The sequence below is a fragment of the Providencia sp. PROV122 genome, assembly GCF_028482365.1.
Classification (GTDB): Bacteria; Pseudomonadota; Gammaproteobacteria; order Enterobacterales; family Enterobacteriaceae; genus Providencia; species Providencia stuartii.
On record NZ_JAMPQI010000018.1, the window covers coordinates 108,035 to 122,694 of the forward strand.

15 protein-coding genes are annotated in these 14,660 nt (G+C 43.3%); 13 read left to right on the forward strand and 2 right to left on the reverse strand.

Going from position 1 to position 14,660, the window contains the following annotated elements; all coding sequences use genetic code 11:
* Window positions 1-39: 39 nt before the first annotated feature.
* Entirely contained in the window at window positions 40-2,316 is a 2,277-nt protein-coding gene (adiA, locus tag PSE69_RS14210) for an arginine decarboxylase (protein ID WP_004923888.1), read from the forward strand.
* Window positions 2,317-2,363: 47 nt separating this feature from the next.
* Here adiA and PSE69_RS14215 read toward each other — a convergent pair whose 3' ends face one another.
* Entirely contained in the window at window positions 2,364-4,301 is a 1,938-nt protein-coding gene (locus PSE69_RS14215) for an ABC transporter ATP-binding protein (RefSeq protein ID WP_121875167.1), read from the reverse strand.
* 166 nt (window positions 4,302-4,467) lie between these two features.
* On the opposite strand from PSE69_RS14215, the gene kefG reads away from it, so the two are divergent.
* The 4 genes from kefG to slyD all read left to right on the forward strand — a co-directional run bounded on the left by kefG (window position 4,468) and on the right by slyD (window position 7,734).
* Window positions 4,468-5,022, forward strand: a complete 555-nt coding sequence (gene kefG, locus PSE69_RS14220) for a glutathione-regulated potassium-efflux system ancillary protein KefG (protein ID WP_004923894.1) — start codon at window positions 4,468-4,470, stop codon at window positions 5,020-5,022.
* A complete protein-coding gene (kefB, locus tag PSE69_RS14225; RefSeq protein ID WP_121875169.1) occupies window positions 5,022-6,827 on the forward strand; it encodes a glutathione-regulated potassium-efflux system protein KefB in 1,806 nt (601 codons plus the stop codon). Before kefG ends, kefB begins: the two co-directional genes overlap by 1 nt.
* 11 nt (window positions 6,828-6,838) lie before the next feature.
* Window positions 6,839-7,042, forward strand: a complete 204-nt coding sequence (locus PSE69_RS14230) for a YheV family putative zinc ribbon protein (protein WP_004923902.1) — start codon at window positions 6,839-6,841, stop codon at window positions 7,040-7,042.
* A gap of 89 nt (window positions 7,043-7,131) precedes the next feature.
* Window positions 7,132-7,734 carry a peptidylprolyl isomerase gene (gene slyD, locus PSE69_RS14235; protein ID WP_004923903.1) on the forward strand — a complete coding sequence of 201 codons (603 nt, stop codon included), beginning with the start codon at window positions 7,132-7,134 and terminating at the stop codon, window positions 7,732-7,734.
* A gap of 69 nt (window positions 7,735-7,803) precedes the next feature.
* On the opposite strand, the gene PSE69_RS14240 is transcribed toward slyD, so the two are convergent.
* On the reverse strand, window positions 7,804-8,025 hold the full coding sequence (locus tag PSE69_RS14240) for a SlyX family protein (RefSeq protein ID WP_004923904.1): 222 nt from the start codon (window positions 8,023-8,025) through the stop codon (window positions 7,804-7,806).
* Between the two features lie 210 nt (window positions 8,026-8,235).
* On the opposite strand from PSE69_RS14240, the gene fkpA reads away from it, so the two are divergent.
* The 8 genes from fkpA (at window position 8,236) to fusA (ending at window position 14,582) form a co-directional block, all read left to right on the forward strand.
* Window positions 8,236-8,988, forward strand: coding sequence for an FKBP-type peptidyl-prolyl cis-trans isomerase (fkpA, locus tag PSE69_RS14245; protein ID WP_004923907.1), 753 nt, complete (start codon window positions 8,236-8,238; stop codon window positions 8,986-8,988).
* Window positions 8,989-9,397: 409 nt separating this feature from the next.
* Window positions 9,398-10,102 (forward strand): helix-turn-helix transcriptional regulator, encoded by a 705-nt coding sequence (locus PSE69_RS14250; protein ID WP_014656963.1) that lies wholly within the window; start codon window positions 9,398-9,400, stop codon window positions 10,100-10,102.
* Window positions 10,099-10,500: a sulfurtransferase complex subunit TusD gene (gene tusD / locus PSE69_RS14255; RefSeq protein WP_014656962.1), complete on the forward strand. Its 402-nt coding sequence runs from the start codon at window positions 10,099-10,101 to the stop codon at window positions 10,498-10,500. Before PSE69_RS14250 ends, tusD begins: the two co-directional genes overlap by 4 nt.
* Before the next feature lie 126 nt (window positions 10,501-10,626).
* Window positions 10,627-10,986: a sulfurtransferase complex subunit TusC gene (gene tusC, locus PSE69_RS14260; protein ID WP_004923916.1), complete on the forward strand. Its 360-nt coding sequence runs from the start codon at window positions 10,627-10,629 to the stop codon at window positions 10,984-10,986.
* 20 nt (window positions 10,987-11,006) lie between these two features.
* Entirely contained in the window at window positions 11,007-11,294 is a 288-nt protein-coding gene (gene tusB / locus PSE69_RS14265) for a sulfurtransferase complex subunit TusB (protein ID WP_004923919.1), read from the forward strand.
* A gap of 137 nt (window positions 11,295-11,431) precedes the next feature.
* Window positions 11,432-11,806: a 30S ribosomal protein S12 gene (gene rpsL, locus PSE69_RS14270; RefSeq protein WP_004923923.1), complete on the forward strand. Its 375-nt coding sequence runs from the start codon at window positions 11,432-11,434 to the stop codon at window positions 11,804-11,806.
* Window positions 11,807-11,904: 98 nt separating this feature from the next.
* Complete coding sequence (gene rpsG / locus PSE69_RS14275) at window positions 11,905-12,375, forward strand: 30S ribosomal protein S7 (RefSeq protein ID WP_004923925.1); 471 nt, start codon at window positions 11,905-11,907, stop codon at window positions 12,373-12,375.
* Between the two features lie 80 nt (window positions 12,376-12,455).
* A complete protein-coding gene (gene fusA / locus PSE69_RS14280; RefSeq protein ID WP_004923927.1) occupies window positions 12,456-14,582 on the forward strand; it encodes an elongation factor G in 2,127 nt (708 codons plus the stop codon).
* The last annotated feature ends 78 nt before the right edge of the window (window positions 14,583-14,660 follow it).

Here is a 14,660-nt window from a genome sequence, read left to right on the forward strand (position 1 = left end):
TGAGTGAATAATTTGACGTAATTTATAGGGGCATTATTAATGAGGGCATTAATTGTTTATACCGAGCTAACGGATAAAGATTCCGTGATTAGCCATGCCGTAGCAAGACTTGCCAGTGAGTTGAATGATGAGCATGTGGAAACTGTCATTATTCGTGACTTTGAAGATGGCCTCGCTTATATCCGTTCAAATACCAGTATTGATTGCTTGTTATACGGTCGCGATATGTCGGATCGTGACGAACAAATCCAAGCACATCGCTTAATTACGCAATTACACCGAAGGCAAGAAGATGTACCGGTTTTCTTGCTTAGTGACCGTGAAGAGGCATTGGTCGCCTTTGACCGCAATATGATGGAGCAAGTTGACGAGTTCGCATGGATATTGGAGGACTCTGCCGACTTTATTGCGGGTCGAGTACTTGCCGCTATCCAACGTTATCGCTCACAACTACTCCCGCCGCTCATGAAAAGCCTCATTAAATACAGTGATGTTCATGAATATTCATGGGCAGCGCCGGGGCACCAAGGAGGTGTTGGTTTTACCAAAACGCCTGCTGGACGTATTTACCATGATTTTTTTGGTGAAAATCTCTTTCGTACAGATATTGGTATTGAACGGGTGGCTGTGGGATCGCTACTGGATCATACCGGTGCATTTGGTGAGTGTGAAAAAAACGCCGCTCGCATTTTTGGCGCCGACCAATCTTATTCCGTGGTGGTCGGTACGTCCGGCTCTAATCGGACAATTATGCAGGCCTGTATGACCGATGATGATGTGGTGGTGATTGACCGTAACTGCCATAAATCGATCGAGCAGGGCTTGATTTTAACGGGAGCAAAACCCGTTTATATGATCCCAAGTCGTAACCGTTACGGTATTATCGGGCCAATTTACCCAAAAGAAATGACCCCAGATGCGATTAAATTTAAAATCGCGGCTAACCCGTTAACGAAAGGTAAAGTAAAGCAAAAACCCGCTTATAGTGTGGTGACTAACTGTACTTATGATGGTGTCTGCTATAACGCACGTAAAGTGCAAGATTTGCTCGATGGCTCTTTAGACCGTATTCATTTTGATGAGGCTTGGTATGGTTACGCGCGCTTTAACCCGCTTTATCGTAACCACTTTGCCATGCGTGACGAAGAGCGGACAGAAAACGAGCCGACTATCTTCGCTACCCATTCCACCCATAAATTACTCAATGCGCTGTCTCAAGCGTCGTTTATTCATGTGCGTAACGGGCGTAACGCCATTGACTTTAATCGTTTTAATCAAGCCTATCTAATGCACTCAACAACCTCACCGCTATATGCTATTTGTGCATCTAATGATATTGCTGCCGACATGATGGATGGCAATAGTGGGCGTTCACTGACGGATGAAGTGATCCGAGAATCTATCGACTTTAGGCAATCTTTAGCCTACCTATATAAAGAGTTTCTCAATGATGATGAATGGTTTTTCAAACCTTGGAATCAGGAGATGGTGAAAGACCCCGCAACAGGGAAACGATACGCCTTTGAAGATGCACCTGTTGAATTATTGATGAGGGAACAGAGTTGTTGGGTAATGCACCCTGAAGATAAATGGCATGGTTTTAATGATATTCCTGATAATTGGGCCATGCTAGACCCCATTAAAGTGAGTATTCTTGCTCCCGGTATGGGAGACGATGGAAAGCTGTTAGATACAGGGGTTCCTGCCGCTCTCGTGACAGCATGGCTGAATCACTATGGCATTGTGCCAACAAGAACGACGGATTTCCAAATTATGTTCTTATTCTCCATGGGCATCACCAAAGGAAAATGGGGAACATTAGTTAATACGTTACTTTCCTTTAAACGCCATTATGATAACAACACTGCCTTGAAAAAGGTGTTACCCGAAGTCGTGGCGTCAGCACCTGAAATTTATGGTGAAATGGGGTTACGTGATCTCGGCGATAAAATGTTTGCCTATCTACAAAAAAATAATCCGGGTGCACGATTAAATCAGGCCTATTCGCAATTACCTCAAGTGATGATGACTCCACGCGATGCCTATCAACAAATAGTCGCTAACCGTGTTGAAGCCGTACCCGTTGATCAGCTCATGGGGAGAGTGGCTGCAAATTCGATTATTCCTTATCCACCGGGGATCCCGATGCTCTTATCGGGGGAGAACTTTGGTGATGAAAATAGCCCGCATATTCATTATCTACGGAGTTTACAGGCATGGGATAGTGAATTTCCCGGGTTTGAGCATGAAACAGAAGGAACAGAAATTATTGATGGCCAATATTATGTGATGTGTGTGAAAACATGTGACGAATAAGCGATAAAAGATAGCCCGATATTAAATGGGCTATCTTAATCAAACAATTATGCGTTGGCCTCAAATTCGCTAGTCATGGTTTCAAGCTGCTCTTGCAACTCCATCCACGCCATTTCTACCTCTTCTAATGCGTTTTTTTGCTCCGTTTGCTTTTTCAGGCACTCGGTCAATTCAGCTTTACGCTCTTGCTCATAAATTGCAGTGTCAGATAATGTTGCTTCCAATTCTGCTAGCAGCGTTGAATGTTTCTCCATTTTCTTTTCCAACTCAATCAATTTTTTACGGATAGGCTGAGTTTGTTGACGAAACTCTGCTTCGCGGCGCTTTTGATCTTTCCTATCTTGCGCAGTGACCGTTGCGTTATTGGTTGGTCGCTCTTTTTCTTGCAATTCACGAACCTGCTGCAACTCCAGTTTATTTTGCTCTGCTAGCCATTGCTGGTAATCATCTAAATCACCATCAAAAGGCTCTACTAAACCGTCGTGCACGAGATACAAATCATCCGTTGTTGAGCGTAATAAGTGCCTATCATGGGAAACGACAACTAATGCACCTTCAAAATCAATTAAAGCTTCTGTTAAGGCTTGGCGCATATCTAAATCAAGATGGTTGGTTGGCTCATCGAGTAGTAACAGATTAGGCCGTTGCCAAACAATCAATGCCAACACTAAGCGTGCTTTTTCCCCTCCAGAAAAACGCCCGCTAGGATCAGTAACTTGATCGCCTTTGAAACCAAACCCTCCCAAATAATCACGTAACTGTTGTTCAGTCTCTTGTGGCGCAATTCGTGCTAGGTGCTGTAAAGGGGATTCATCCGCATGCAAGTACTCAAGCTGATGCTGTGCGAAATAGCCGAGTTTAATCCCTTTCGCTAGCGATACTACGCCTTGCAGAGGCTGCAAATCACCTGCAAGTAGTTTAATCAGTGTCGATTTACCTGCGCCATTACGGCCCAATAAACCAATACGAGAGCCTGGTACTAAATTCAATTTGATTGAGTTTAGGATGACTTTATCACCATAACCCGCGCTGACTTTCTCCATTTTTAATAATGGATTTGGCAAACTCTCTGGCTGGCGGAATGAAAAATGAAACGGATTATCCACATGTGCAGGTGCCACCATTTCCATACGCTCTAACATCTTAATACGGCTTTGTGCTTGTTTCGCTTTGGTGGCTTTTGCTCTAAATCGGTCGATATAACTTTGTAAGTGAGCCGCTTTAGCCTGCTGACTCTCATAGAGAGATTGTTGCTGAGCGAGTTTCGTGGCGCGTTGACGTTCAAATGAGGAGTAGTTGCCCGTATATTCGAACATTGTTTCTTGTTCAATATGCAGCACTTTATCGATAATAGGATCGAGGAAGTCTCGGTCATGAGAAATTAATATTAATGTGCCGGGATAGCTTTTGAGCCATTTTTCTAGCCAAATAACAGCATCTAAATCAAGGTGGTTGGTCGGTTCGTCCAACAGCAAGAGGTCTGAGCGACATAGCAGCGCTTGAGCAAGGTTAAGGCGCATACGCCATCCACCTGAAAAAGATTTTACAGGCTCTTGTAACTGGTTTTGGCTAAAACCTAGGCCATGTAATAGGCTAGAGGCGCGAGAGCGGATGCTCCAAGCATTAATTGCATCAAGTTGACCATGCAAGGCCGCGATTGCATTACCATCATTTTTTTCGTTGGCAAGTTGTAGCTGTTGTTCAAGCGCACGAAATTCGCGATCACCATCAATGACATATTCTAGAGCAGGAACATCCAGCGCAGGTGTTTCTTGATTAACCCATGCCAGTGACCATGTGCTGGGAAAGCTAGCTGAGCCTGCTTCTGCTTGTAATTCACCTTTGAGTAACGCAAGCAGTGTGGATTTGCCACAGCCATTTTTCCCCACGAGCCCAACTTTTTGACCGGGGTTAACTGTAGCGGTGGCATTGTCCAGAAGAACACGTACGCCACGGCGAATTTGTAAGGAAGAGAAAACAATCATAGCAGCCGTCAGTTGAAAATATGTTAAATTAAATAATGAATACCCTCAGATTTTCAACAAGCGTATGGCCATATGAAAATGACGGGGCGTAAAAATAAAAGCGCTTTACCAAAAGCTGCATGGTAACGGAAAATTATCCGTCTGACACGCCTTTGAGGAGGGAAAGATGTCAAATAAATTGAAAATACTGGTGCTCTATGCACACCCAGATCCTGATGAATCCGTCGCCAATAAAGCTTTACTCAAAGCCGTTGAGGATTTAGAACATGTCACAATTCATGATCTGTATGCGACGTATCCTGACTATTTTATTGATGTGACGGCAGAGCAAAAATTGTTATGCCAGCACGATATTATTGTATTTCAACACCCACTTTATACCTATAGCTGTCCGGCCTTATTAAAAGAGTGGTTTGATAGGGTATTAACTCGCCGTTTCGCAACGGATATGGGATATCAAAAGCTAAAAGGGAAATATTGGCGTTCCATTATTACTACAGGGGAACCTCAAGAGGCCTATCAATACGGAGGGTATAACCATTACCCTTTGAGCGATATTTTACGGCCTTTTGAATTAACGGCAGCGATGTGTGATATGCAATGGTTAGAGCCAAGTGTGATTTATGCAGCACGTCGGCAAGATAAAAAACAGTTACAACAGATTATTGCGGGATATCGCGAATGGATTCAACAGCCGCTACAAATTGGAGGGCTATCCTAATGGGGCAACTCGATATCTTTGAATCTGTGATTATTTTCTTGTGTGCTGGTGTAGTGATGGTGCCCATCGCACAAAAAATTCGTTTAGGGGCGGTACTGGGTTACCTTCTCGCAGGGATTGTGATCGGGCCATTTGTATTTGGCTTTATCCATAACGTTGACGATATTCTCCATTTCTCAGAAATGGGCGTTGTCTTTTTGATGTTTCTGATTGGATTGGAACTGAAACCATCCAAACTGTGGGAGCTACGCCGCTCAATTTTTGGGGTAGGAACGGCTCAAGTCGTTGTGACGGCTGCTTTAATGGCAGGTTTACTCTTTTTAGCTAAGTTCTCTTGGCAAGCTGCCGTTGTGGGTGGTCTTGGTATGGCGATGTCATCAACCGCAATGGCATTGCAACTCATGAACGAAAAAGGGATGTCCAACAAAGAGAGCGGGCAGCTAGGGTTTTCGGTTTTGCTATTCCAAGATATGGCGGTGATCCCGATAATGGCGTTGATCCCACTGTTAGCCGGCGATACAGCAAGTAATGATTGGTATCGTATAGGGATAAAAGTGGTGGCATTCGCTGGCCTTTGGGTTGTAGGACGCTATCTGTTACGCCCAATGTTCCGTCTTGCTGCAAAATCTGGCGTACATGAAATCTTTACCGCGGCGGCATTGCTCGTGGTGCTTGGCTCTGCACTGATTATGGAAAGCCTTGGCTTCTCTATGGCATTAGGTACGTTTATGGCTGGTGTAATGCTGGCGGAAACGGAATTTCGTCATGAATTAGAGATCAATATAGAGCCATTTAAAGGGCTATTATTGGGGCTATTTTTTATCTCAGTAGGGATGTCGTTAAATTTACAAGTCCTTTGGTCATACCTACCGCAAGTTTTGCTTGGGGTGTTGGCTTTAGTCACGGTTAAAGCATTGGTTTTATATATCTTAAGTTGGATAGCAAGATTACGCGGTGGCGCGAGAGCTCAATTTTCAGGGGTATTAAGCCAAGGTGGTGAATTTGCTTTTGTTATTTTTGCGACCGCCTCTGGGGCAAGCGTGATTGATGAAAGGCAAATGGATCTACTGTTAGTCGTCGTCACCTTGTCTATGATGACGACGCCACTTGTGATGCAGTTGATAGATGCCTACCTCAACTACCGTTATAATCGACAGCCAACGTCCACGGAGAAGCCCTTTGTGGAAGATAACGACCCACACGTTATTTTGGTTGGCTTTGGGCGGATGGGGCAAGTCGTCGGGCGTTTATTGATGGCGAACAAAGTTAAAATTACGGTACTTGAGCAGGATGTCACGGCAATTAGTACCATGCGCCGTTATGGTTATACGGTGTATTATGGGGATGCGCGCGAATTACAACTGCTACGCTCTGCTGGGGCAGATAAAGCGAAGGCGATTGTGATCACGAGCGATGTTCCCGAAGAGGTCATGGAAATTGTTCATTTATGCCAAGAAAATTTCCCTAACCTGCATATTATTGCTAGGGCGAAAGGGCGCGTTGAAGCCCATGAATTATTGCAAAGCGGCGTTAAAGATTTCAGCCGTGAAACGTTCTCCAGTGCGCTAGAGCTTGGCAGCAAGGCGTTAATCAGTACGGGAATGCACCCTCATAAAGCCTATCGTGCAAAACAGCATTTTAGGAGCTTAGATATGCGGGTATTAAGAGAGATTATCCCTGAAAATGAAGGGGATAGTGGTCAAATTTCCCGTGTGAAAGAGGCTCGTAGAGAATTAAATGAGCTGTTCGAAAAAGAGATGCTTAGAGAGCACCGCCAGCCTCATAGCTGGAATCATGATGAATAAAGGATAGGACAATGTCGTCAACACGTAAGCGATTTATTGCAGGGGCAACATGCCCTAAATGTCAGTCACAAGACACTCTTATGATGTGGCGTGAAGATAAAATTGATGTCGTCGAATGTGTGAATTGTGGGGATCAGCAGCGCCAAGTTGACGATAGTGCAACGCCTCATGTACGCAAGCAGGAACAAGTTATCGGAATTTTTACACCTGAGTAAGAGAATTTTGTCAATTCTCAATACAGCCGTCTTGTTTTCCGGTACAATTAGCAAAATTTTTTCCCCCTCTATGGGTAGTAGGAGATGTCATGAAAGTAGCAAACGATTTGGTAGTCAGCTTGGCTTATCAAGTAAGAACAGAAGACGGTGTTTTAGTTGATGAGTCCCCGGCAAATGCGCCACTCGACTATCTACATGGCCGTGGTTCTTTAATTTCAGGTTTGGAAAAAGCGCTAGAAGGCCGTGCGGTGGGTGATCACTTTGACGTTGAAGTGGCATCAGACGACGCATATGGTCAATACGATGAAAATTTAGTTCAGCGTGTTCCAAAAGATGTGTTTATGGGCGTTGAAGAACTACAAGTTGGTATGCGCTTCTTGGCTGATACAGATATGGGACCAGTGCCAGTTGAAATTACTGGTATTGAAGGTGATGAAGTGATCGTTGATGGTAACCACATGTTGGCTGGTCAAAACCTAAAATTCAATGTTGAGATCATCGCAATTCGTGAAGCAACAGAAGAAGAATTAGCTCATGGTCACGCACATGGCGCTCACGGTCATGATCATGACCATGAAGGGGGTTGCTGTGGCGGTGGTCACGGTCATAGCCATGGCGAAGAAGGTGGTTGCTGTGGTGGTGGCGAAGGTCACGGACATGGTCACAAACACGGCGGTTGTGGCTGCCACTAATTAATCAATATTAAAAAAAGGAAAGCATTGAAATAGCTTTCCTTTTTTGTTTTTATAATGGGTGAAAACTTAATAGTGTGGCGGTGGTGTTTCTTCTTCAGGCCTCGCAAGATGCGAGGATTGTGATGATTTTAGTCTTTCAGCCACAATACGGATATGCTCTTGTAATTTAGACAGTTGCATTTGTTGGTCCGTAATGACTTGGTTGAGCTGTTCTATCGTTACCTCTTGAAAAGCAACTTTGCTTTCCAAAAGCTCAAGGCGTTGTTCAAAAGCGTCCGATGAATCCATTTAGTGGCTCCTTATGGTTTTTCATCATAAAAAAATCATCATAATAACTGAACATTACAAATCAATAGATAAGTTTTAGTTAAAAGGATAGGCGTTGAAACCTCTTTTTGTTAATGTTGTCTAAGTAGTCAATTCTGTTGCTTACTATTCTATACTAAAGATTATGAAGTAAGTAACAACGCATACTTATAATAGATATCGGAGATTAGGATGAAATCACTGTTTAAGGCAAGTCTTCTGGCAACGACATTGGCGCTAGCTTTCGGAGCACCACAAGTTATGGCCGCTGAAACGACAACGAAAGCGCCAACAAGTAGCGCATTTAAATCAGCCGAAGAGCGTAATGCCTATGCGTTAGGGGCATCTTTAGGCCGCTATATGCAAAACTCACTGGATGAGCAGAAAAATATTGGTATCAATTTAGATAAAGCGCAACTGCTTGCAGGCGTTCAAGATGCGTTTAACAACAAAAGTAAAATGACGGATGCAGAAGTTGAAGAAACTTTGCGTCAGTTTGAAGGCCAAGTGAAAGAAGCAGCTGAAAAAAAAATGAAAGATGAGTCAGCGGCTAACGAAAAAGCAGGTGCTGAATATCGTGAAAAATACGCGAAAGAAAAAGGCGTAGTGAAAACGAAATCTGGTCTGTTATACAAAATTGAAAAAGAAGGTACTGGCGCTAAACCTAAAGCAGATGATACCGTTGTTGTTCATTATAAAGGTACATTAGTTGACGGTACTGAGTTCGATAGCTCATATTCACGTAATGAACCTCTGACAATCCCACTGAATTCAGTGATTAAAGGTTGGACCGAAGGTCTAGTTAACGTGAAAAAAGGCGGGAAAATCCAGTTAGTGATCCCTGCAGAACTGGCGTACGGTGAAAATGGTGTTCCAGGTATTCCTGCTAACTCCACACTGGTGTTTGATGTTGAATTGTTAGATATCAAGCCAACAGGCAAATAACTTTTAAGCAGTAGTTTAAAAAACCCAGCATTGTCTGGGTTTTTTACGTTAAGACGGGATCAACTTATTTTTTGCGAAGAAAAAGTTAAACAAGATATAATAAATAATTAGTTGATTATGCTGACATATTTAAGAAAAGCCATCTGGAATTTGATTTCGAATAAGTTTATTGATTATTTGCTAAAAATAATGCTTATTTTGTTTAAAACTTGTGATAAAACAAACTGTCTTGCATGCAATCGCTTGACGGCAGCGCCCCGTAGTTTTAACTTCACTATATAACGTTTTATTATTTCTTCGCCTTATTTACTGACGCTTTATAATGAAATGCAGGCAAAAGCCTCTAACAATTAACGCCTCATTAGTCAGATTGGTGAATTTTCGTACACTTGAAGGATGGTGTTTAAAAATGTCTAACTCAGTACTTTCAAATGATCACAGTGATATTAATTTACTTAATAATGAGCCTTTCACCCAAACCGATCATGAAATTCTAAAATCTTATGAAGCGGCCGTTGATGGCTTAGCTATGTTGATAGGTGCACATTGTGAAATTGTCCTTCATTCTCTGGAAGATTTAAAATGTTCAGCCGTCAGAATAGCCAACGGGCAACATACAGGGCGTAAAATTGGTTCACCAATCACGGATCTTGCATTGCGTATGCTGCATGACATGGCTGATGAAGAATCTAATGTATCAAAAGCCTATTTCACCAAGGCTAAAAGCGGCGATTTAATGAAATCGGTTACGATTGCCATTCGTAACCGCAATCAGCGTGTCATTGGCTTACTGTGTATTAACATGAATCTTGATGTGCCATTCTCAGAAATCATCAAAAGTTTTGTCCCTGAAGAGAAGCAAGATGTGACTTCAGACGTTAACTTTGCCTCCTCAGTCGATGATTTGGTTGCACAAACATTAGAATATACGATTGAAGAAGTTAGCTCTGATCGTAATGTGTCAAATAATGCGAAAAATAAACAGGTTGTCCTGAATCTTTATGAAAAAGGGATTTTTGATATCAAAGATGCGATAAACCAAGTTGCAGATCGCCTAAATATCTCTAAACATACTGTTTATCTCTATATTCGCCAGTTTAAGAGTGGGGAATGAACACACAACCTCTAACATACTGTTTGCTGGTGACCGGGCCTGCTTATGGTACTCAGCAAGCCGCGAGTGCTTACCAATTTGCTCATGCCCTTCTTGAAGAAGGGCATTGTTTAAAAACACTGTTTTTTTACAGTGAAGGTGTCACAAATGCGAATGCGCTCACTTCACCTGCCAATGATGAATTTAATTTAGTGAAAGCATGGCAACAGCTTGCTCAAAAGTCGGGTTGTGAAATGCATATCTGTGTGTCTGCTGCATTGCGCCGTGGTGTGGTCGATAAAGAACAAGCTGAGCTACTCTCCCTTGCTGTCAGTAACCTCGGTGATGGCTTTATCATGAGCGGATTAGGCAGTTTGGCAGAAGCAATGATGACGGCAGATCGTACAATCCGTTTTTAGGGCTTCCTCGTTCTACTGTAAAACTAGCATGATATTGCAGTAGAAATGGTGACGTTCGTGGGGGATCCGTGCGAATGATGCCGTTACCTCAATGCCTAGCCGCATTTCGAATTATTTAGAGCAGATATGAAAAAATTCGCTTTTGTTTTTACATCAATGCCTCATGGAAATGCCAGTGGCCGAGAAGGGTTAGATGCCTTATTGGCGACATCAGCACTGACGGAGGATATTTCCGTGTTTTTCTTGTCGGATGGTGTGTGCCAGTTACTGGCAAATCAAAATCCCACTGAAATTTTAGCGCGGGACTATATTTCTACCTTTAAAATTTTGCCGCTTTACGATATCGACAATATTTACATTTGCTCTGATTCTTTAAAGGAAAGAGGAATTTGCGAAGAGAGTCGATGGATTGTGGACGCGAGTGTCATCAATTCGACACAAATTCGCGATAAATTATCCAAATGTGATGTTGTGCTTAAATTTTGATCTGTTGTAGGATCTTTTCTATGCTTTATACTATAGCAACTTCACCTTTCCATTGTGATTTCACGGCCATTTTGCGGCTGATTGCGCCAGATGATGCGGTATTACTGATACAAGACGGTGTGATTGCCGCGGTAAGTCAATCGACTCATTTACGTGAACTGCAACAAAAAGGTGCGCGAGTCTACGCATTAGATGCAGATGTTAATGCCCGCGGCTTGCAGAATATGATTTCAGAGCAGGTGTCTTTAGCCTCATATCGAGATTTTGTACAGCTCACAGTGAGTCATAAACAACATTTTGCCCTATAAAAGGGTTAAAAGTTGTATATTTCTTGACACCTGAGTCAGTCAGCAATAAAATTTCGCGTCCTCGTGTATCGTCATGTTGGCGAACGAGGTCGAAAATCCGTGTTTACGAAGCAAAAAAACCAGGAGCTTTTTTAATAATGGCAACTATTAATCAGCTGGTACGCAAATCACGTAGCTCGAAAGTTGTTAAAAGCAACGTTCCAGCACTGGAAGCTTGCCCGCAAAAACGTGGCGTATGTACTCGTGTATATACCACCACTCCTAAAAAACCAAACTCAGCACTACGTAAAGTATGCCGTGTTCGTTTAACTAATGGTTATGAAGTTTCTTCCTACATCGGTGGTGAAGGCCACAACTTGCAGGAACACTCCGTAATCCTGATCCGTGGCGGTCGTGTTAAAGACTTGCCAGGTGTGCGTTATCACACCGTTCGCGGTGCACTGGACTGCTCTGGTGTTAAAGACCGCAAACAAGCCCGTTCTAAATACGGTGCTAAGAAACCTAAGGCTTAATGGTTCTCCGTTAAGTAAGGCCAAACATTTTTAAACTTAATGTCAAAATACTCGAATCGAGTTTTGGGCAAACCTGAATTAAAAACGGAGTAATATCCATGCCACGTCGTCGCGTAATTGGTCAACGTAAAATTCTTCCAGATCCTAAGTTCGGATCAGAATTACTGGCCAAATTTGTGAACATCCTGATGGTAGACGGGAAAAAATCTACTGCTGAAGCAATCGTATATAACGCGCTTGAGACCCTGGCTCAGCGTTCTGGTAAGAGTGAACTTGATGCATTCGAACTTGCACTAGACAACGTGCGTCCGACTGTGGAAGTTAAATCCCGCCGTGTTGGTGGTTCAACTTACCAAGTTCCTGTAGAAGTTCGTCCGGTTCGTCGTAATGCACTGGCAATGCGTTGGATCGTTGATGCTGCTCGTAAACGCGGTGATAAGTCAATGGCTCTGCGCCTGGCAAACGAATTATCGGATGCAGCTGAAAACAAAGGTTCTGCTGTTAAGAAACGTGAAGACGTTCACCGTATGGCAGAAGCTAACAAGGCGTTCGCTCACTACCGTTGGTAATTTCACCACGTTAGTGTTTCTGAGGGTAGCTTTCTGCTACCCTTTAAATGATGAATTGAACGCCCACGAGAGAGGAAAAAATGGCTCGTCAAACGCCCATATCACGCTATCGTAACATCGGTATCAGTGCACACATCGACGCCGGTAAAACAACAACTTCTGAACGTATTCTGTTTTATACAGGTGTAAACCATAAAATTGGTGAAACTCACGAAGGTTCTGCAACAATGGACTGGATGGAGCAGGAGCAAGAACGTGGTATTACTATCACGTCTGCAGCGACTACTGCATTCTGGTCTGGTATGGCAAAACAATTCGAACCACACCGTATTAACATTATCGACACCCCAGGACACGTTGACTTCACAATCGAAGTAGAACGTTCTATGCGTGTTCTTGATGGTGCGGTCATGGTTTACTGTGCAGTTGGTGGTGTTCAGCCACAGTCTGAAACAGTATGGCGTCAGGCTAACAAATATAAAGTTCCACGTATCGCGTTCGTTAACAAAATGGACCGTATGGGTGCAAACTTCCTGCGTGTTGTTGATCAATTAAAAACACGTTTGGCTGCAAACCCAGTTCCACTTCAACTGCCAGTTGGTGCTGAAGAAGGCTTCACCGGCGTTGTTGACTTGATCAAAATGAAAGCGATCAAGTGGAGCGATGAAGATCAGGGCGTTACCTTCGAATACGAAGATATCCCTGCAAACATGCAAGAACAAGCTGAAGAATGGCATAACTTCCTCGTTGAATCTGCTGCTGAAGCATCAGAAGAACTGATGGAAAAATATTTGGGCGGTGATGAACTGTCTGAAGAAGAGATCAAAGCGGCTCTTCGCCAACGCGTTCTTGCAAGCGAAATTATCCTGGTTACCTGTGGTTCTGCATTTAAGAACAAAGGTGTTCAGGCAATGCTGGATGCAGTTATTGAGTACTTACCATCTCCGACAGATGTACCTGCAATCAACGGTATTCTGGATGACGGTAAAGATACTCCAGCGGAACGTCACGCAAGTGACGATGAGCCGTTCTCATCTTTAGCATTTAAAATTGCAACTGACCCGTTCGTTGGTAACCTGACGTTCTTCCGTGTTTACTCTGGTTTTGTTAACTCAGGTGACACTGTACTGAACCCAGTTAAAGCTAAAAAAGAGCGTTTTGGTCGTATCGTTCAGATGCACGCTAACAAGCGTGAAGAGATTAAAGAAGTTCGCGCTGGTGACATCGCGGCTGCTATCGGTCTGAAAGACGTTACTACAGGTGATACTCTGTGTGCGGTTGATGCACCAATCATCCTAGAACGTATGGAATTCCCAGAGCCAGTAATCTCTGTTGCAATTGAACCAAAAACTAAAGCTGACCAAGAAAAAATGGGTATCGCATTGGGCCGTCTGGCTCAGGAAGACCCATCATTCCGCGTATCAAGTGATGAAGAAACAGGTCAAACTATCATCGCTGGTATGGGTGAATTGCACTTGGACGTTCTGGTTGACCGTATGCGTCGTGAATTTAAAGTTGAAGCGAACGTTGGTAAACCACAAGTTGCTTACCGTGAAGCTATCACTGCGAAAGTTACTGATATCGAAGGTAAACACGCGAAACAGTCTGGTGGTCGTGGTCAGTACGGTCACGTGGTTATCGATATGTACCCACTTGACAAAAATGATAAAGACGGCGTTCCAATGGATTACGAATTTATCAACGAAATCAAAGGTGGTGTTATCCCTGGTGAATACATCCCTGCCGTTGATAAAGGTATCCAAGAGCAGTTGAAATCTGGCCCACTGGCTGGTTACCCTGTTGTTAACATGGGTATTCGTCTGCACTTTGGTTCTTACCATGATGTTGACTCATCTGAACTGGCATTTAAACTGGCGGCATCAATCGCGTTTAAAGATGGCTTCAAAAAAGCGAAACCTGTTCTGCTTGAGCCAATCATGAAAGTTGAGGTGGAAACACCAGAAGACTACATGGGTGACGTAATTGGTGACTTGAACCGTCGCCGTGGTCTGATTGAAGGTATGGATGACATGGCAACTGGTAAAATTGTCCGTGCACAAGTACCATTGTCAGAAATGTTTGGCTACGCGACTGACCTGCGTTCACAAACGCAAGGTCGTGCTTCATACTCAATGGAGTTCTTGAAGTACAATGAAGCACCAAACAACGTTGCACAAGCTGTTATCGAAGCTCGTAACGCTAAATAATCGGTTTTAATCGATTTAACTACTTTAATTAAGTTCCTTCTTCACAGTGAAGAAGGAACTCCATAAGGAATAGAGTCG